This window comes from Taklimakanibacter deserti (genome assembly GCA_003574785.1).
In genome coordinates this window covers 297,575-317,187 of sequence record QORU01000008.1, presented here as the reverse complement: position 1 = coordinate 317,187, position 19,613 = coordinate 297,575, and the positions used below count along the sequence as shown (strand labels likewise).

At 59.8% G+C, this 19,613-nt stretch carries 18 protein-coding genes; 5 read left to right on the top strand and 13 right to left on the bottom strand.

Translation table 11 applies throughout. The features are described from left to right. Nucleotides 1–3: 3 nt before the first annotated feature. Complete coding sequence (locus DS839_RS18840; protein WP_119271989.1) at nt 4–456, bottom strand: YybH family protein; 453 nt, start codon at nt 454–456, stop codon at nt 4–6. A gap of 633 nt (nt 457–1,089) precedes the next feature. Between DS839_RS18840 and DS839_RS18835 the strand changes: the two genes are divergently transcribed. Continuing rightward, nucleotides 1,090–4,770 (top strand): Zn-binding domain-containing protein, encoded by a 3,681-nt coding sequence (locus DS839_RS18835; protein ID WP_119271988.1) that lies wholly within the window; start codon nt 1,090–1,092, stop codon nt 4,768–4,770. A 224-nt stretch (nt 4,771–4,994) separates the two neighbouring features. Beyond that, nucleotides 4,995–5,843 carry a hypothetical protein gene (locus DS839_RS18830; RefSeq protein ID WP_119271987.1) on the top strand — a complete coding sequence of 283 codons (849 nt, stop codon included), beginning with the start codon at nt 4,995–4,997 and terminating at the stop codon, nt 5,841–5,843. Here DS839_RS18830 and DS839_RS18825 read toward each other — a convergent pair. Further along, complete coding sequence (locus DS839_RS18825; protein ID WP_119271986.1) at nt 5,790–6,236, bottom strand: very short patch repair endonuclease; 447 nt, start codon at nt 6,234–6,236, stop codon at nt 5,790–5,792. The genes DS839_RS18830 and DS839_RS18825 overlap by 54 nt on opposite strands. Next, nucleotides 6,233–7,411: a DNA cytosine methyltransferase gene (locus tag DS839_RS18820; protein WP_119271985.1), complete on the bottom strand. Its 1,179-nt coding sequence runs from the start codon at nt 7,409–7,411 to the stop codon at nt 6,233–6,235. The genes DS839_RS18825 and DS839_RS18820 overlap by 4 nt, the downstream gene beginning before the upstream one ends. A gap of 725 nt (nt 7,412–8,136) precedes the next feature. Between DS839_RS18820 and DS839_RS36580 the strand changes: the two genes are divergently transcribed. Beyond that, the gene (locus DS839_RS36580) at nt 8,137–8,529 is read left to right on the top strand and encodes a hypothetical protein (RefSeq protein ID WP_162918657.1); all 393 of its coding nucleotides are present in this window, start codon (nt 8,137–8,139) and stop codon (nt 8,527–8,529) included. Beyond that, on the top strand, nt 8,507–9,883 hold the full coding sequence (locus DS839_RS18810) for a PBSX family phage terminase large subunit (RefSeq protein ID WP_162918656.1): 1,377 nt from the start codon (nt 8,507–8,509) through the stop codon (nt 9,881–9,883). The genes DS839_RS36580 and DS839_RS18810 overlap by 23 nt, the downstream gene beginning before the upstream one ends. 350 nt (nt 9,884–10,233) lie before the next feature. On the opposite strand, the gene DS839_RS18805 is transcribed toward DS839_RS18810, so the two are convergent. The 10 genes from DS839_RS18805 to DS839_RS36575 form a co-directional block, all read right to left on the bottom strand. Continuing rightward, nucleotides 10,234–10,953, bottom strand: coding sequence for an MBL fold metallo-hydrolase (locus DS839_RS18805; protein WP_119271982.1), 720 nt, complete (start codon nt 10,951–10,953; stop codon nt 10,234–10,236). A 212-nt stretch (nt 10,954–11,165) separates the two neighbouring features. Next, complete coding sequence (locus tag DS839_RS18800) at nt 11,166–11,402, bottom strand: hypothetical protein (RefSeq protein WP_119272085.1); 237 nt, start codon at nt 11,400–11,402, stop codon at nt 11,166–11,168. Between the two features lie 119 nt (nt 11,403–11,521). Further along, the gene (locus DS839_RS18795; protein ID WP_119271981.1) at nt 11,522–11,899 is read right to left on the bottom strand and encodes a c-type cytochrome; all 378 of its coding nucleotides are present in this window, start codon (nt 11,897–11,899) and stop codon (nt 11,522–11,524) included. Nucleotides 11,900–12,164: 265 nt separating this feature from the next. Then, on the bottom strand, nt 12,165–12,488 hold the full coding sequence (locus tag DS839_RS18790; RefSeq protein ID WP_119271980.1) for a cytochrome C oxidase subunit IV family protein: 324 nt from the start codon (nt 12,486–12,488) through the stop codon (nt 12,165–12,167). 8 nt (nt 12,489–12,496) lie between these two features. Further along, a complete protein-coding gene (locus DS839_RS18785) occupies nt 12,497–13,219 on the bottom strand; it encodes a heme-copper oxidase subunit III family protein (RefSeq protein WP_119271979.1) in 723 nt (240 codons plus the stop codon). Between the two features lie 14 nt (nt 13,220–13,233). After that, the gene (locus DS839_RS18780) at nt 13,234–13,893 is read right to left on the bottom strand and encodes a cytochrome c oxidase subunit 3 (protein ID WP_119271978.1); all 660 of its coding nucleotides are present in this window, start codon (nt 13,891–13,893) and stop codon (nt 13,234–13,236) included. Then, a complete protein-coding gene (locus DS839_RS18775) occupies nt 13,890–15,665 on the bottom strand; it encodes a cbb3-type cytochrome c oxidase subunit I (protein WP_119271977.1) in 1,776 nt (591 codons plus the stop codon). Before DS839_RS18775 ends, DS839_RS18780 begins: the two co-directional genes overlap by 4 nt. Before the next feature lie 327 nt (nt 15,666–15,992). Continuing rightward, a complete protein-coding gene (locus DS839_RS18770; protein WP_119271976.1) occupies nt 15,993–16,850 on the bottom strand; it encodes a cytochrome c oxidase subunit II in 858 nt (285 codons plus the stop codon). Between the two features lie 13 nt (nt 16,851–16,863). After that, nucleotides 16,864–17,670: a DUF2189 domain-containing protein gene (locus tag DS839_RS18765; RefSeq protein WP_119271975.1), complete on the bottom strand. Its 807-nt coding sequence runs from the start codon at nt 17,668–17,670 to the stop codon at nt 16,864–16,866. A gap of 459 nt (nt 17,671–18,129) precedes the next feature. Further along, nucleotides 18,130–18,267, bottom strand: coding sequence for a hypothetical protein (locus DS839_RS36575; protein WP_162918655.1), 138 nt, complete (start codon nt 18,265–18,267; stop codon nt 18,130–18,132). 297 nt (nt 18,268–18,564) lie between these two features. Between DS839_RS36575 and DS839_RS18760 the strand changes: the two genes are divergently transcribed. Next, nucleotides 18,565–19,608 carry an AraC family transcriptional regulator gene (locus DS839_RS18760; protein WP_162918654.1) on the top strand — a complete coding sequence of 348 codons (1,044 nt, stop codon included), beginning with the start codon at nt 18,565–18,567 and terminating at the stop codon, nt 19,606–19,608. The last annotated feature ends 5 nt before the right edge of the window (nt 19,609–19,613 follow it).

Sequence of the window (19,613 nt, the reverse complement as noted above, 5' to 3'; positions counted from 1 at the left end):
CGGTCAGCGGGCTTCGCCGCGGGCGAGTGCCGCGGCATGGTCCAGGCCGATGCCGGCAACCAGGGGATCGGCGTGGCGATGCGCCAGCCGCCATTCATCCTGCTCGCGGCGATAGACCAGGGTTACGCGTAGCGGCCAATCCTGGGCCGGCAGGCCGCCGACCTCGCCATGTCCGTGTTCGATGATCACCAGCACCACCATGTCGGCCGAGGCGTAGGATTGAACCAGTTCGTGCTGCAGCGTCCCGTTCCGGAAGAACCGCCCCATCGCCGCCCAGCGCTCTTCTGTCATGTCGCGGCCGCGCGTCGGCGTTCCCCCGAACGGCGCCATCAGCGTGAAGTCGTCCGCGAGCGTGATCAGCGCGCGGTACGTGTCGACATCCCCACGCATGAGTGCAGCGTTCGATTCCGCCGATCGCTGGATAAGCAGGGCAATCTCCTTGCCGATTTTCGACATGCCTTCACTCGCTTCTTGACGGCCCGGACTTGGCCAAAGGGACGATGAGCTTTCAAATACGTGCAGTGCGTTACGCTCATTCCAAAGGCACTTTGTTCTCCGGGCAAAAGGGCCAGAAGCTTGAGTTTCGCGCCCGGAATGATCCGGGCTGAGGGCTTCATGCCGCACCAGATCGACATGGATTTCGCGGCGGAGGCAATCTCCGACTGCGTGCTGCCCGACTTCTTCGCCAATCGTTAAAGAGATGCAGCAGCCGCTCTTGGCGACGCGAGGCACGTATGAAGCCTTGCTTAGAGCCCGCCAACTTTCGAGGCCTACCGGACGACCGCTGTATGAGTATCGTTTTCCTACATTGGCGCGCAGGCAGCGGAGCTTTCTTTACTCCTGCGGCGGGTCGCTTTGGCGTTCGGCCGTAAACCCGAAGAGATACGGTACGTCGCGACCTCCGCAACTATTGGTGGCGAAAACGCCGGTGGACTTCGCGGATTTCTACGCGATCTATCCGGTGCGCCGGAAGAAAACGTTCACGTGATACGTGGCACCCGCGCTCCACTTCCCAAAGCGCCGGCGCTCTCACAAGAGTGTGTAGATCTCGCACTTCTCAGGGCATCGGAACCCGCGGTCGCGGGAAAAATGCTTGCGCAGTCGGCGTCTCTGAGAGAGCTTCGCGAAAAGCTCCGTCAAGGTTTGACTATCTCATGGAACGGCTGGATGAGGGAGGCGGCAAAGATATGCGGGCCTTCGGCGGATCCAACCAAACTTCTTGTGCATGCGGCTCAGGCTCGCGACCCTTATGCCGATGAACTTCTGGTAAAGAACGGTGGTAATTCAATTTTGCCCACTCGGGTGCATATCTTCCACCGCACGCTTACTGGACTTTGGGCCTGCGTCAATCCTGACTGCCTTGACAGGCCGAAGATAGTAAAAGGCGACTGGCCTTTTGGCGCAGTATATTTCGAAAAGCGCGAACACTGCCAATCCTGCCAGTCGCTTGTGCTTGAGTGGGCTTTCTGCTCCCGCTGCGGCGAAGGTGCCTTCAAAACAGAGATTGCCGATGAAGGTACGCGCATAGTCCCCTGGGACGAGCCAGCGCGGGAGGACGGCTTTGACCAGGCACTCGATCGTGACGAAACTTACGGTGCGGAGGCGGAGGACGATGCAACTCCGTCTCCTGTCATAACCCCAGCAATTGATCGCCGCTACCTTTCGAAGTCGACCGGAAAGCCAATCCCAAAGCTCACCTTCCATCCTGGCACGGGGATAATTGCCGAGGGGCCAGGACCGAGTGGCCTTACATTGTATAGCAGCCACGACGTCACCCATTGTCCGTTTTGTGGCTTCCCACCAGAAGGTAGTGATCCCGACCGAGGTGCTCTTCGGTCGCTGGCAGCGGGCGCGCCTTATCTGATGTCCCAGATAGCGCCGGGCGTGGTTGGTCGGTTGTCGCCTAAAACGCCCGCTAGCGAAGCACTACCCCTCGACGGCCGGCAGCTCATCACCTTCACTGATGCTCGGCAGGGCACTGCTCGTCACGCGGCGAATATCCAGATAGCCTCAGAGCGGAGCTACATTCGCAGCTTTCTCTATCATTTTGTCCAAGAAAGGCCGGCCCGCAATGAACTTGAACTTGCGAACCTAGACCGCAGCATTGCCAAACTTCGCACAATGGCCGCTGAGGATCCGGACATATCAGCTGTCATTGCGACGCTTGAAGCCAGGCGGCCTGAATTCGAAGGCAAAAGTAGTCCGAAGCCGTGGAAGGAATTGGTTCGAAGGTTGGCGAGCGAGGAGACCGTTGCCACCTTTCTGAGAACCATATGGGCCGAACGAGAGGAGACTTTTTCCGATCCTACACAGCTGGCTGAATTCCTCTTATACCGCGAGATTATGCGTAGGCCGGTGCGAGCTAACAGTGCTGAAACGCTAGGCCTCTTGCAGCTAATAGTGCCCGCCGTCGATGTGAAGGAGACAAACTTACCGGGGGCCGCGGCGAAACTTGGCCTTACGCTAGACGACTGGCGCAATGTGGTACGACTTGTCTTAACTCACTTCATCCGCACCAACGTTATCCTAGACTTCGATGCCAGACGCTGGATGCGTTGGATTGATCGACGCCAAGCTCAAATCGTCATGCTTCGACGCCGCGAACGCGGGGCTCCGACACCGCCCTTTACAAGGTTTTGGCCTGACCCATATGCGCCTGGAAAAGGCATCGTGGTGGATGGTGTAGTTCGCGAATCCAGCGGGGTAACACTTAACTGGAAAAAGCCAGCTGACGAAGAAGGTGTCCGCGAAGTCCAGAACCTTCGTCAGGTGCGTGAGTGTCGGACGTGCGGCGGGCTTACGTCTGCGCCTGCTTCGGTCGGACTCAGCACGTGTGACGAATGCGGTGGTTCAGAGTTTCGCGTGGTACGCTTTTTGGCGCCAGCCGGCTTTACCGTCGATTTGCGTTACGAAGTGCACGACGATACCCGTGATCTCGGCGGCTCGCCATCAATTGACCCATGGGTATCAGCGAGGACGTCCAATTGGCGCGCCCTTCCTGACCCAAGGATCGGGCGAGTGCGTACTGGAGCCGATGGTTTGGTGTTCTGGTTTAATCCAGGCCCACACGGATTGGGATTCGAAATCTGCCTTCATTGTGGGCGCTCAGTTCCCGAGACGGCGGCCGACGGGCCTAGCGCCCTCGGCGGACACAAGCCATTGCGAGGGGTACCTCGGGCCCACGACGGGGTTACCTGCACAGGCGGGGTGGCGAACGACGCCCCTTTCGCGGTCGCGCGTCATTTGAGCCTTGGTCAGGAGATCCGCACTGATGTTTGTGAACTCCAGCTGTACGAGTGTTCGAGCCGGGAAGCTGCGCTCACTATCGCGCTGGCATTAAGAGAGATAGCCGCTCGTAGGCTTGGGGTCGATGCGGATGAAATGGGATTCGCTGCCCCTGAAGCTGCGCATCCTTCGTTGGGTCGAAGCTACAGTGCCGTTGTTTTCGATCGGGCGAGTGGCGGCGCGGGTTTCTGCTCCACTATCGCGCGTGATCCCATGGGTTTTCTTGCCGAGGCTCGCGACCTTCTTGACTGTAACGCTCAAGGCAGATGTGGCGATCCCGACGCCACGCACGCCTGCCCTCGTTGCGTGCTTGCGGTCGACAGCCAGCATGCAGCCGAAGATACAGACCGGAAATTAGCGCGCCAGATTCTCGCAGCTGCGGTCACCCGTTTGTCGCTTCCAGATTCGGCGAAGCTCTTTGGCAATGAGACTGCGTACGAGCCGGCGCCTTTGGCGGACGCACTTTCTGAGTGCCTTGTCCACGACTCCTCTGCAGAAGTCATCGTGCTTATGACCGGCAATCCGGCCGACTGGGACTTGGGCGCATGGCCAATGACTCCCATTCTGGAACGCTGGGGGGCGCGCGGTCGCTCCGCTGTGGCTATCGTGGATGCAGCATTGGTCAAGGCAGCCGACCCGATCACTCGACGGCAATTCGTACTCTGGGCTCAGCGGGCTCGGGTCACAGTGCGGTCGGCCGAAAATATCGGGTCGCTTACTTGGCTTGCGGGTGTTGTAAGTCCCAAGGGCGCTACCGGTTGGTCGTCCAGTTCCAAAAGTGCGCGAGAAATTGGAATCGCGTGGGCGGCTGCGTCCGATGCGCCAGTAGTCAGAGGCAAAATCGAGCAGCCTACGTTCGGTCCGGTAGTTGATCTCGCTTCGCTACTAACCTCGCTTGGTGGCGAAGCTCTGCTTGAAATCGAGAACGAATTGGACGGACCGACAACTAGTTTTGGGAGCCGTCTACTCTCGATGCTAATCGGCAAATCGCCCGAATTGGACCACGTGCTATCAGCTAAGTTTCTCTCATTATCTTACTCGGATCGATATATTTTCAGCCCGCTAGCTGTTCGCCTTGTAACCGAACTAATAGCGGGATTCGCCAATATGGATACAGAAGTCACGATCATCACCCTTTCCGGCAGACCAGACGGTCGCCCACGGTCCGGCCGCTGGCTTCACACCGACTGGCCAGACCTCGGCATACGTTCGTTTGTGCTGGAACAGATGCTGGCTGCCGTCGCGCCGCGATCTTCGGTTGATTTGCGGAATCGCCTTGGCCATAGGCGAAAGTTAGATTTTCGGACTGAGCGGGGCGCGGGCACAATCTTCTTCGATCAGGGCGTGGGCTCCTGGTCGACGCCTAATCGAGTAGAGTTTGATCATTACGCTCCGGTTGGGAGTCAAATATACGCGCTAAACCAGCCTCTGAAAATCACAAACGGTCCGGAAGGTACCTTCGTGGCAGTACGAATTACCAATTGATGTTCATGTTCACCAAGCAAGCCGCTTGTCTCGTTTCAATCAGCCGGTTAGTCCTTCAATGTTTTGGTCGGGTCAGAAATCGGCCTTGCCACAGCCATTCGCCTTTGTTGGTCTTGCGGGCAACAGTTCAGGTCAATTGATGACGAGTCCTGTTCCCGGCGTCTCAATTGTCTCTTTATTCCTGAGCTGTTATCTTTTCGGCGGTTCTAACCATTGGAACTGAAATGCACGGTCCAGACATTCTCGTTCGCACACTTTCTCGGGAAACGCGCGAAGATCGCCATGGCAATCGTTGGCAATATCACTCTCGAAGTGACCACCATTCGAAGGTCGCATGCTGGGGTATCGTCTTTGATTTATTGCGTACCAACTCTCTTCTGCGCCGTCATGTTGAAGAGGCTCGCGTCTTTTTCGGAATTAATCATGAAATGCGCGATTTTGTTCATGACCGGAAGAAGAATCTCGACCTAGTCCTCTGCACACCATCAAGTTCCAACGGAGGGCATTCCGTACAAAATCTCAGCCGCATGGCGAAAGACTACGAAATCAAACTAACTGCGGATCAACAAACGGAGCTTAGGGAGTTGCCGGTACTACGCGGGGGCCCGGTTGGGAGCGTCCTTATGGCGCTGGAAGCAAAAGCGTGCATGACAGCCCATCAGCGTGCTCTTCCTCGACTATATGATGAGCTGAATTCGTCGCATCTGACCGTGCACGGTGCGACCGATCAAGCGATCGCCGCCGGCTTCGCGATGGTAAATATTTCCTCTCAGTATCTCAGCCCGGACCTCAATAAGAGTAACCGTTCGACAAATCCAGTCTGGAGCTCTCACGATCAACCGCGTGATGCGGGCTTGGCAATCGACAAGATTCGCCAGCTGCCGAGGCGCTCCAAAACTGGAGATACCGGATACGATGCGCTGGCCATTGTCGTAGTAGATTGCGCCAATGACGGTTCAACCGTACGGCTTGTTGGGACGCCACCTGCGCCACAGGCCAACGACATCTATCATTACTCGTCAATGATCGATCGTCTTGGGCACATATATGCGACGAGATTCAAGCAGCTTTGAGAGCCTGTTTGTCAGGGTCAGATCGTCCTTGGCTTTGCAGGCCCAAACGATTGCGACACGAAATCCCGCACTGCGTAACGTGCGAATAGCCTTCGCATCACGCTGGCGGTTAGTAAGGAATTTATCTCGCCAAAATCGTTTGTTGGTTTTGGGAATAGTTGCTTGACGACAGCCGCTGTGGTGGTGCCAAAAACAACCATTGACAAAGATAGCCCACTTCCTCTTGCGGTTTGCAAAGTCTGGCGACCCAGGTAAAGACTTGACATTCAGACGATAGGCATATCCAAGGTTCCTCAGGATAACAGCGACTTCAAGTTCGGTTGCTGTTCCTCGTTGCCTAACTCGGCTCATCAAGGCACTTCGTTTTGGATCGCGGGGCGTAGGTGCCTTCATTCAGCCGCGATTGCCAAGGCTCTCAAATTTATTTTCGAAAGGTCCATGTGTTCCATTCGATCCAAGTGCTGTCGCAGCCTATCTAAGAACCCAGGAACGAAACGTAGCGTACTTCTGTCCGTTCGTGAGAGAAATCCTCGTGTGGCACGTGTAGAAAGCAATTTGCCATCAAACTGGAGAAATTCTACCAGGGAGGAGCGTTCTCGCCAAACGGGGAAAGTGCCGATGTCCACTTTCTTTCTTTGACGGCCGTCAAAACGTGCCGCTTTCGGCCAACGGGAATCATTGGAAAGCTCCCGATCCCGACTCTTTTGATAGAGGCTTGGGGCCGCAAGGCGCATTCCAAGCCATTCGGCAACCGGTACACTCACAGCATTTCCAACCAACGACCACCGAAGTGACGCTCTCCCCACCGACGATGCCGGCTCCGTCCATCCGAATTCAAAGCCCTGTAACCGCTCGGCGTCCCGAATATCCGGAGTTATGACAGCTCCATTGGGCAGCATAATCGCCGGCGGTGAAGGGATGCCAACAGTCGACCCATTCTTAAGTGTTGGGATCGCATCCGGCGCCCACCCCAGGCCACGGATTCCCTCCGTCCAATAGAAGCCATGAGCATGTGTAGTTATCGATGTCACCAAATCAGAAACAACAGTGTCATCCGCCAAAAGAACATCAGCCGGGTCAACATCTGTCTTTGTCGCAACAAAAATCACGCGCTCTCGCCGTTGAGGCAGAAATGCAAGCGAGTTTACTACGCGATACGCCCAGCGATAACCGCGCTCTTCAAAAGCCGCGACGAGTGTCGTCAATGCTCTTCCCTTATCAAGGTGAAGCATAAAGGATACATTCTCGAGGACGACCCAAGGCACAGGCTGCTGATCTAGAAGCCTAAAGACATGTCCTACGAGGCCTGACCGTTTTCCATCAATTCCTGCAGTCAACCCGGCCTGACTCAAATCTTGACATGGAAACCCACCGACCAGCACGTCGATATCACTTGGAAGGTCTTTTAATACCGTGATGTCCCTTTCAATCGGAATATGTGGAAATCGCCTTTCCAGAACTGCACGCGCCGGCTCCCAGATTTCGCAGAGCATCATCGCGTGATGTCCTGCTTGGGCAAGGCCGGTCTCCAGACCGCCGATACCGGCAAACAATCCTACGACCTTCATCACAATGCCTTACGTTCCTTGGCTCTGTTCGAATCAGTGCACTTGAGACCGATTCAACGAGAGCCACAAAAAATGCGAGTCGTCCAGACGTTCTCATAATGTTCATGTCCTGTAAAGAGTATATTTTCAGTTATACAATTATAGATTGAATTCATTCGGGCCAAAGCGTGAGATTTGGGAAATATCACCTGCGAGCGCCGCGCCTTCGGACGATGAGGAGAAACAGGACGCTGGCGATGGCAGCGGTACTCCCGCAGCTCCCGAATTCGAGGTCTACATTGTCGATCCGAAATAGGCTTGAAATCCCGCGCGCCTTCAAGCCGCTGCTGTTCCCTAAGCGGGTCCTCAGGTCCACTTCATCCTGTGGAAGTACGCTCGCCAGCGCTTTCGACAAAGAAGGAATCGGAGCGTGAATAAGTCTGTTACTGAGTTGCGCCATGAGAAATTGCTTGACATCGTGGGCCAAAGCATAAGATTTGGGAAATATCAGGATCGAAGAAATTGCGCCTGCGGCTCAAACCCGCGGGCGTTTCGATTCTGAAGCTCGGCTTGCGCTCAAACCGCAAGCGAGGCGCAGCTTCTCGGTGGCATGGCCACCGGACATGCCGCTTCCCACTCTCCCCAACACATCACGGTGCATCATGGTTGGCCATCGCTTCAGGAGCCGGAACCCTTCTATCCCGACGTTCCTGACTGAAACCGGCCACAGGCATTCGAACAATCATATGGAGGCCCTCTCGCCAACCGCGCAACTACCTGAGACATCAGGACAATCGCCGCGATTTGCTGCCCGGGCACCAACACTATCCGACATCTCATCGGCCAGTCCGGATTCCTCACCCATACGGCCGCTACGCAATGCCGAGCGGATTGCCGCCGACCGCCAGAAGATCACCGAGAGCGGCGTCCTCGACCTCCTGCTCGATCACGTTCGCGGGCGGCAGGAGCTCACCCCGTCCCAGATCTCCACCGCCTTCGGCCTGCTCAAGAAAATCCTGCCCGACTTCTCCACCAGCGCAGCCCCGCGCGACAGCGAGGAGAGCCGGGAGAGCCAGGACGACGGCGCTTCCTCCGATTCAGACTTCGAGCTTTACATTGTCGACCCGAAAGAGGCTTGAAATCCCGCGCGCCTTCAAGCCGCTGCTTTCGCCTCGGCGCTACAAGGGCGCCTATGGCGGCAGAGGCAGCGCCAAATCGCATTTCTTCGCCGGCGAGCTCATCAGGCGGTGCCGCAGCACCCGGCTGCGCTGCGTCTGCATCCGCGAAGTGCAGAACTCGATCCGCGAATCGGTGCGCCAGCTCCTGATCGACAAGATCGCCGCATTCGGCTTGAGCGACTTCTTCAGCGTGCTCGAGCAGGAGATCCGCGGACGCAACGGCTCGCTCATCATCTTCAAGGGCATGCAGTCCTTCAATTCCGAGAACATCAAGTCGCTCGAAGGCTACGACATCGCCTGGGTCGAGGAAGCGCAGAACCTCTCCGAACCCTCGCTCAGGCTGCTCAGGCCCACCATCCGGAAAGCCGGCTCCGAACTCTGGTTCTCATGGAATCCGCGCCATGAGACGGACGCCGTGGACCGGTTCTTCCGCGGCGGGCCCCAGCGCGCCGATGCCGCCCTCGTCGCCGTCAACTGGCATGACAATCCGTGGTTTCCGGACGTGCTGAGAATAGAGAAGGAGTCCGATTATGCCAGCGATCCCGAAATGGCCGATCATGTCTGGGGCGGCAATTACGAGATCGTCAGCGAGGCCTCCTACTATGCGCGCCTCATCGCCGAAGCGGAGCGCCAGGGCCGCATCGGCGATTTCCCGCATGATCCGGCACGGCCCGTCGACACCGCGTGGGACATCGGCATCGACGATTATACGGCGATCTGGTTCCTCCAGGACGACGGCGTGCAGGTGACGGCGATCGACTATCATGAGACGAGCGGCCAGGGCGCGGAGGAGATCGTGCGCGAGGCCCTGCCCGAATTGCAGCCGGAGCCGCGCCTGGTCGCGCCGGCTCTCTCATGCGTGGGACGCGAGCGCGCTTTCGCTTACGGCGAGCACTATCTTCCCCATGACGTGAAGCTGCGCGAATGGGGTGCTGCCGGGCGCAGCCGCGCCTTGACGCTGATGCGGCTCGGCGTGAAGCCGATCCGCGTCGGCGCGCAGCAGGGCCCGGCGGAGCGCATCAACGCAGGCCGCGCTCTCCTGCCGCTCATGCGCTTCAACCGCACCAAGCGGGTGATGCTGGGCCTGTCGCGCTTGCGGCGATACTCGCGCCGGCAGAGCGCCACGCTCGGCGGCTTTGCCGGCCCCTTGCATGACGTCAACAGCCACGGCGCCGATGCCTTCGGCGAATATGCCGTCAACTGCCCGCTCATCGCGCCGAAGGTCCCTGCCCCGAGGGAGCGGCCGCGGCTGCAAGGCGGCGTCTACCTCGAAGGCCCGCCGGTCGAAGGCTCGGGGCGAAGGATGGTGACGTGAGACCGCTCCCCTCCGGGGCAATCGCATATGGAAGTTGTAAGGCCCCTCCGTCCTTTCCCTTCTCCCGTTGCGTAGCAATGGGAGAAGGTGCGCGAAGCGCGGATGAGGGCTCTTTCGCGCCACGGGCTCTGACCTCAACCAGCATTCCTTGCTGGGACAAAGAGCCCTCACCCGGCCTTCGGCCACCCTCTCCCATTGCTTCGCAACGGGAGAGGGGAAACATCGGAGGCGGCGCTGCTCGCCTTGAAAGAATTCAATGGATCCCGGCTTTCGCCGGGATGACGAAAGGAGGATAGGGTTTTCACCGAATTGCCGTTTCGGCGAAGCATCTCTGTACGGCCACCTCGACCTCAGCCGGCCTTCTCCGGGCCAAGCGCCAGCAGCTTCTTCCTGACGTCTTTGGTGACCGCGGGGCCGTGTCCCGAGCAGAGCCACTCGACGTGCGGCAGGGCGCGCAGATACCTCCGCACATTGGCGCGGCAACGTTCGACATCCTCGGAGAAGGCGGCATCGGCGAGGCTGATCCACTCGATCATGCGCAAGGGCGGCGGCCCGGCCAGGATCGCATCGCCGGAGAACAGGGTGGCACTCGGCTCGTGGTAGAGCAGGCAGCTCCCCTCGGTGTGCCCCGGCACCGGCGTCACGTCGAAGCCCCATTGCCAGCGGCCCTCGCCAAAGGTGCCATCGACGTCGAGGCGGGCCGGCATCAGGTCCTCGATGCGACAGAGGACGTCCGCCCAGAGCGGCGCACGCCTTCCGGAGAGCGGGGCAGCTTTGCTTGTGCCGTCGAGGACAGAAGCGTCGTCCGGGTGGCAGAGGATCAGGGCGCCATAACGCTCGCGCAGCCATAGGGCGTTGCCGGCGTGATCGCTATGCCGGTGTGTCAGGAGGATTGCGTTGAGGTCACCCCGCCCGCGGATGCCGGCGGCATGGAGCTCCGCCATCAGCAGGGGGCGCTCCACCTTATGGCCGGTGTCGATGAGAAAGCGGTTGCCGTCGAACTCCAGCAGCCAGACATTGGAGATGCGCAACAACGCGCACAGCCGCAATGTTCCATGAACACGACGCATGACGGATCAAGTATACGACAATCCGCGGCGAGGCCTCACTCAAAACACCCTCATGCTGAGGTGCGAGCGAAGCGAGCCTCGAAGCATGATCCAGGTACAAAAAGCACGCCGCTTGCCACCCTTCGAGGCCCGCCTGCGGCGGGCACCTCAGGGTGAGGGTTATGGGTTGGACTAGAGTCGTCACGCTCGAGAGCGATGCGCCGCGGTGATCCCTACAAATAACTGGTCCCGACATAGATGAGGACGGAGCCGAGCCCGATAAGTGCAAGGCCGGGCCAGTTCGCTCTGGGATCAAAGGCAGCACTTCGACCCTTGGGTTCCAGAGTTGGGCTTTCCGCCGTTGAATCGCGCCGGCTCGCACCGCTCAACCGCCCGCGCCAGATGGCCACGTAGGCCATGAACAACAGGCCGGCAAAGACGAGGAGCGCGCCAATGAGGATGACGATCATTCCAACCTGCTCGTCTGGAGCGTCGGGCGTTCCGATGGAATCGCCTCGGCGCTCTATTCTTTGTTTGCGCATCGGATTATCCGAAAACCGCTTCGCACTTTTCGGTCCGATGCTCTAGCCTACATTCCCGTGGTCTTGAGATAGGCGATGACGTTGGCGACATCTTGCGGATTCTTGAGGCCGGGAAAGACCATCTTGGTGCCGGGCACGAAGGCCTTCGGATCGGGCAGATAGGCGGTAAGGGTGGCCTCGTCCCAGATCACCCCTTCAGCGGCCTTGGCCTGCATGGCGGGGGAATATTTGAAACCTTCGACCGACGCCGCCTTGCGGCCGACAATGCCCTTGAGCGAGGGCCCGACCTTGTTGGTCGCGTCCGTCGCCGTATGGCAGACCAGGCACTTCTTGAAGACTTTCTCACCCTCGGCCGCATCTTGCGCAAAGCCGGCGGTGCTGAAGCCCATGAGCGCCAGGGCGGCGAGAACCAATCTGAACTTCATCCGTCACTCCTTTGGGGTTTGTAAGGCTTCCGCGTCACTCCCCTTCGCCCGTTGCGAAGCAATGGGAGAAGGTGCGCGAAGCGCGGATGAGGGCTCTTTCGAGCAGTGTGCTCTGACCTCAACGAGCATTCCTGCTGAGACAAAGAGCCCTCACCCGGCCTTCGGCCACCCTCTCCCATTGCTTCGCAACGGGAGAGGGGGAACACCGCAGCCAGCTCACTCACTTCAAGAATTTTCATATGTGATAGCCCTGTCTTTGCGAGGATCAGGATCCTGCCTTGAAGAAGAGTTCGCGCGTGATGAGGGTGTAGTCCGATTCAAGCGTCATGAGGCTCACAAACACCAGCACCAGGACCGGCGGGAGCAGGATGGCATAGATCAGGGCCAGCCGCTCCCAGGCCATATGCATGAAGACGGCGACGATCAGCCCCGCCTTCAGCACCATGAACAGGAGGATCAGCGACCACCGGAGATGGCCTTCGAGGTTGAAGTAGTCGACCAGGTAGGAAAAGGTGCTGAGGACGAAGAGCAGTCCCCATGTCCACAGATATACGCCGATCGGATGCTGCTGCGCCTGTGCGTGTGCCATGTCTTGCCTCACCAAAGATAGAACAGGGCAAAGATGAAGACCCAGACCAGGTCGACAAAGTGCCAGTAGAGACCCATGATTTCGACGACCTCGTAGTTGCCTTTGCGGCTCGTAAAGAAGCCGCGCCGGTTGACGTCGAAATCTCCGCGCCAGACTTTTCGGGCGATGGCGATGAGGAAGATCACCCCGAACGTCACATGCGTGCCGTGGAAGCCGGTGATCATGAAGAAGGTCGAGCCGAACTGCGGCGCGCCCCAGGGGTTGCCCCAGGGACGCACCCCTTCGAGGATCAGCTTGGTCCACTCGAAGGCCTGCATCCCGACGAATGTGGCGCCGAAGGCCGCCGTCACCAGCATCAGGATCGCGGTCTTCCTGCGCTCGCGGGCATAGCCGTATTTGACCGCCATGGCCATCGTGCCGCTCGATGAGATCAGGATGAAGGTCATGATGGCGATCAGGATGAGGGGGATGCTGGTGCCGCCGATATTCAGCGCGAAGACCTCGCTGGGATTGGGCCACGGCACCTTCGTCGACCATCTGACCGTCATGTAGGACAAGAGGAAGCAGCTGAAGATGAAGGTGTCGCTGAGCAGGAAGATCCACATCATCGCCTTGCCCCAGGGCACGTTCTTGAATGCCCGCTGATCCGAGGACCAGTCGGCAGTGAAGCCGCGCAGGCCTTGAGGCCGCGCCAGGGGTTCGGTCGTATCGCTCGCTGCAGTATCTGCCATGGGGATTGTTCCCTTCACCTGAGCCCGCAGAGCGCCAGCAGGACGCCCAGATTGTCGTTGCCCGAAAACAACAGGCCGAAAAGGACCAGCCAGACCAGAAGCAGGAAGTGCCAATAGACGGTGCACAGCTCGACGCTCAAGCGAACCTGGGCGACATCCGAGCCGCGCCATGCCTTGGCGGTGGTTCTGCCCCAGGCCACGAGACCGCCCAACAAATGCAGCCCGTGCAGCGCGGTGATGAGGAAGAAGAAGGCGATCGCCGGGTTCGCGACGTCGAAGACGGCCAGCATGTTCAGTTGCCGCCAGGCCAGGATCTGCCCGCCCAGAAACGCAACGGCACAGGCGCCGCCCGCCAGCAGGCCGTTGCGCACGCCGTCGATCTCGCCGCGGCGCGCGGAAACCTCCGCCCACTGCATCGCGAGGCTGCTCAGGACGAGAAGGCCTGTGTTCAGCCACAGGAGCCTGAGCGGCGGCGTGGGGCGCCAGTCCTCGAACTCCATCCTTGTGCCATAGCTGAGGACGAGAAGCGTGAACAGAACCGTGACCACGGCAAGAAACGTGCGCAAGGCTACCGTCTTGGCCGGCAATCGGAATGTGCCGCCGCGGTGACGGTCGTCGATCCTGGCCTGTGCCGGAACCCAAGGTTTTTCCGTCAGCTGGCGGATGAGGTTCATGGCTTTGCTGCCGAGGTGGCGACCTGATCGGGCGGAAGGTTCTGCGGCAGGAAGTCCTGAGCGGCGCCCGGCACGCTGTAATCGTAAGCCCAGCGATAGACCACCGGCAGCTCCTTGCCCCAGTTGCCGTGCGCGGGCGGCATCTGCGGTGTCTGCCATTCGAGCGTGGTGGCCCGCCAGGGGTTGCGCTCTGCCCGCTTGCCTTTGAACAGGCTCCACGCCAGGTTGAAGATGAACACCACCTGCGCGAAGCCGACGATCAGGGCCGCGACGGTGATGAACTCGTTCAGCGTCTGGGCGGATGGCGGCACGAAGGCGACGTCACCCATCTCGTAATAGCGCCGCGGCACGCCGATGAAGCCCAGATAATGCATGGGAAAGTAGATCGCATAGGCGCCGAGGAAGGTGACCCAGAAGTGGAAATGACCCATGGCCTGGTTCAGCATCCGTCCGGTTATCAGCGGATACCAATGGTAGATGGCCCCGAAGATGACGAGGATGGGCGCCACACCCATCACCATGTGAAAATGGGCGACCACGAACATGGTGTCGGAAAGCGGAACGTCCACCACGGCGTTGCCGAGGAACAGGCCGGTCAGCCCGCCATTCACGAAGGTCAGGATGAAGGCGATGGCAAACAGCATCGGCAGGGTCAGATGGATGTTGCCCCGCCACAGCGTCAGCACCCAGTTGTAGACTTTGATGGCGGTGGGCACCGCGATGATGAGCGTGGTGGTGGCGAAGAAGATGCCGAAATAGGGGTTCATGCCGCTGACATACATGTGGTGCGCCCACACCACGAAACTCAAGGCGCCGATGGCGACGATCGCCCACACCATCATCCGGTAGCCGAAGATGTTCCGTCGCGCATGGGTGCTGATCAGGTCGGAGACGATGCCGAAGCCCGGAAGCGCTACGATATAGACCTCGGGATGGCCGAAGAACCAGAACAGGTGCTGGAACAATATCGGGCTGCCGCCGCCATATTTCAGGCTTTCGCCGAACTCGACGATATCCGGCATGAAAAAGCTGGTGCCGAGAAGCCGGTCGAACATCATCATCACAGCGCCGGCGAACAGAGCGGGGAAGGCCAGCAGCGCCAGAATGGTGGCGACGAAGATGCCCCACACCGTCAAGGGCATGCGCATCAGCGTCATCCCGCGCGTGCGCGCCTGCAGCACCGTCACCACATAGTTCAATCCGCCCATGGTGAAGCCGATGATGAACAAGGCGAGCGAGGCGAGCATCAGGATGATGCCGTAGCTCTGTCCCGGGGTGCCGGCGAGGATGGCCTGCGGCGGATAGAGCGTCCAGCCGGCGCCGGTGGGCCCGCCCGGCGCGAAGAAGCTCGCAACCAGCACCAGCACGGCCAGCAGATAGACCCAGTAGCTCAGCATGTTCACATAGGGGAACACCATGTCGCGGGCGCCGACCATCAGCGGGATGAGGTAGTTGCCGAATCCGCCCAGGAACAGCGCGGTCAGGAGATAGATGACCATGATCATGCCGTGCATGGTGATGAACTGCAGGTAGGATTCGGGCGTGATGAAGGAGAAGGCCTCCGGGAATCCGAGTTGCAGCCGCATCAGCCACGACAGCACCAATGCCACCAGGCCGATCGCGATCGCGGTCAGCGCATACTGTATGGCGATCACCTTGGCGTCCTGGCTCCAGATGTATTTGGTGACGAAGCTTTTCGGATGATAAAGCTCCACATCCTCGACTTCGGCGGGTGCCACATAATTGATGGCGTCGGGTGCTGTATCGGTCATCGCGTCACCCTTCGGTTTGAATATCTCTCGAAAATGCGGGCTGCGTATCCGTTGCGGGTAGGGCTATCGCATATGGATATTTCCGTGGAGGGCCGTGCCAGGTTTCCCCTTCTCCCGCTTGCGGGAGAAGGTGGCCGAAGGCCGGATGAGGGCTCTTTCGTGCAATATACTCTGATTTCAACCAACTTCCTTGCTGAGCCAAAGAGCCCTCACCCGCCCTTCGGGCACCCTCTCCCATTGCTTCGCAACGGGAGAGGGGGAAGCGTGGAGAGGCCTTCACCAACGCCATATGCGACAGCCCGGCCTTCGTTTTGACGGTGCGCGTGCTCATGGCGCGGAACCCGTTTTGGTCGCGCTCAAGGCGAGACTTGTCCCCTCACCCGTGCCGTTCCCCGCATCGGCCGACTGCTTGAAGATCGACTGCTCCTGCAGCCACGCCTGATAGGCGCCCTCTTCCTCGACCACGACCACGCCGCGCATGGTGTAGTGTCCGGTGCCGCACAGCTCGGCGCAGATGGCTGCGAATGTTCCGGGTCGGGTCGGGGTGAACCAGAAATAGGTGACCATGCCCGGAACCATGTCCATCTTGGCCCGGAACTCCGGCACGTAGAAGTCGTGGATGGTGTCGATCGAGCGGAGCAATACCCTGACGGGCCGGTTGAGCGGCAGGTGCAGGTCGCCGCCCGCGATCAGGACATCATCCTCGCCATGGGGATCGTTCGGATTGAGGCCCAGCGGGTTTTCAGGCGTGACATTGCGGGTGTCGGAAGTGCCCAATACGCCGTCCTTTCCGGGGAGGCGGAAATTCCACTGCCACTGCTGGCCGATGATCTCGACCACATCTGCTTCCTTGGGCACGGTGACGAATTGGTGCCAGACGAACAGGCCGGGCGTCAGCAGGGCCGCTACCCCGACCGAGGTCAATATGGTGAGCCACCATTCCAGCCTCTTGTTTTCCGGCTCATATGCCGCCTGCGTTCCTGCCTGGTGGCGGAAGCGCCACAGGCAATAGGCCATGAACAGGACGATGGCGACGAATACGATGCCGGTGATCCAGAATGTGAGGGTGATCGTGTGGTCGATATAGTCCCAGTTCGAGGCGATCGGAGTCCACCACCACGGGCTCAGCAGATGAAATACGACCGAGCCCAAGGCCAGCACAATCAAAGCGAACGCGATCTTCATATCGACACCGAAGTCAAACCGGGTAGTGCTTGACGACCTTGCGATACAGGTGCCAGGTCGCATGCCCGAGCACCGGCATCACGACAGCGAGGCCGGCGAACAACGGCAGGGCCCCGATCAACAGCAGGCTGGCGACGATGAAGCCCCACAGCATCATCGTCGTCGGATTGGCCAGAAACGCGTGAACGGACGTCCGTATCGCCGTCACCACGCCGACATGCACATCGACAAGCATCGGAAAGGACACGGCGCTGATGGCGAGCACCACGACGGCGAAAAGAAAGCCGACGCCGCAGCCGACGATGATGAGCGCCCAGCCGGCTGGCGTGGTGAGAACCTCCCAGACGAAGGGGGTGATCGCCGTCGGCACGGTGCTGCCGTAGATCTGCCGGTAGATGAGGAACGCCGCGCCGAGCCACACGAAATAGATCACGCCGACCAGCACGCTCAGCGTCAGGACGCTGATGGACGGCCTGCGGATGACGTTATAGGCGTGCTCCCAGGAGATATCGAGGCCCTGCTCGCGCCGCCGGCTGATCTCATAGAGGCCGATCGCGGCGAGCGGGCCGATCAGGGCGAATCCCGAAAGCAAGGGAAAGACCAGCGGCAGGGGTATGTAGCCGGCCGCGATATTGGCCGACACCACCATGGCGAGCGGGTAGAGAATGGCGAGGATGACCAGGTGGCTGGGTTTCGCCTTGAAGTCATCGACGCCTTTGGACAAAGCGTCCACGAGGTCAGCTGCACTGATCTTTTGGATCTCACCGTAAGCGGTGCTGTCGTCTACAGCGCCGATCGGTTTTCCATGTAAAGAGGCCATGACTGACCTCCTGAACAACCGCGTCCGAATGGCCTGATATGCCTTCTCCTTGGGCGTTCAGGGCCAACTCGAACACGGCGGGATTATACACCCCTAACCCGGTCCCTTCAATTCTGGACGCGCCGTCCGACGGCGCGCTGCGCGGCGAGGATGACCGGCGGTGAGCCTGGGCAAAAGGAAAGCAACCCAAGCCACAAAATTCAACGTTACACAATAATATCAAATAGATATATGAAATCCGCCAGAGCTTTGCGGATGACGGAGCTGCTTCTCTTGATACGCCAATCTCTTTTGATTCGACGCCAGCGGCCTGAAGTCGAATTGCGGTTCTCACATCGCTCGCCTAGAGGGCGTCCGCTTCCGGCGTGGCGCAGGCTGTGCCGGCTGCGAGAGGGGCGACTAGGACCCCCGGGTCGCTTCCCGCCCCCGGCGCAATACCCCCCGGTCTGCGCCGGGGGATTATTGCCGCCGGAGCCACCGCCAAATTCGCGAGGCCAGCCGCCAGGCGATGACGGCGCCGGCATAAAGCAGCCCGCCCAATGCCATTCCCGCCACGATGGCGCCAAGGAACGACGCCGTATCCGAGAGCAACATCATGGCCGGCTCGTTCATGGTTTTCCATCACGTGAAGAATGGCGCCGCATTCGGGCGCGGCCTTTGCCGTCGGGAAAAAGACTAGCGGTCTCACGGGGCGCGAGAGCCGCTAGTCCGACACCGGGACTCTGAGTTCTTCTGTGACCCGGCGCCTGTCGCTTTCCCTAGCGGGCTTGAGAAGTTTCGGCCCGTGACTTAGGCATTCGGTGCCTCAAAATTCTTTCGAAACCCCGCCAAACGCTTGCCATTTCGTGACAAACGGTTCCCAATGGCGGGTTCCAAGCTTTCGGGATGACGATCATGGCCAAGCGGCAGACCAGGCTCGATCCGGGGAAAATCCTGGTTCGGGCTTTATGGGCAAGGATGGTTGTCGACAAGCTCAAGCAGGCGGGAGCCGACCTCGAAGCGGCGCTTGCCGAGGCGGGGCTCGAGTTGCGCATGCTCAACAAGGCCGATGCCTGGATCCCCTTCACCGACCATGCGAGGCTTCTCGAGATCGCCGCCCGCGAGCTCAGCGATGACTGCTTCGGTCTCAATTTCAGCGCCACGATCGACATTCGCGATGCCGGCCTCCTCGCCTATCTCGGCATTGCGTCCCGCACCGTCGAGGAGGCCATGCACAACCTCGCCCGCTATCTGCGCGTGTTCTCGGAAGCCTATCAGATCAGCCTCAAGGTCGCGGGTGAGACCGGGACGCTCACGATCATTCCGCTGCATTCCTCCTATGGCCAGTCGCGCCAGGCGGTCGAATTCTCCTATGGCGTCGTCATCCATGCCTATCGCCAGCTCGCCGGCATCAGGCTTGCCCCCCTCTCCGTGCAATTCGTCCACAATCGCCGCTCGCATCTCGATCAATTCGCGAAACAGTTCGGCTGCCCGGTGAAATTCAACCGCAACCAGGGGCACATCGTCTTCTCCCGCAAGACGCTGGCCATGCCCATCCGGTCATCCGACGACCGCCTCCTCGCGGTGCTCAGGGACCATGCCGATGACCTGCTGCGCAAGCGTCCGCCGCAGCGCGAGGAATTCCTGGATCAGATCGAGCGGCGGCTGGCGGAGCTCCTGCCCAGAGGCCAGGCGCGGATCAAGACGATCGCCACCGAGCTCGGCATGAGCGAGCGCACGCTGGTGCGCCGGCTGGCGGAGATCAACATGCCGTTCACCACCATCGTCGAGCGCCTGCGCCAGGACCTGGCGTCGCGCTATCTCGCCGAGGAGGAGCTGAGCTTCACCCAGATCGCCTTTCTTCTCGGCTACTCCAACCCGAGCGCCTTCTCGGTCGCCTACAAACGCTGGACCGGCCGGAGCCCGCGCAAAGGCCGGGCCGAGCGGCCGGCCGGATAGTCTTG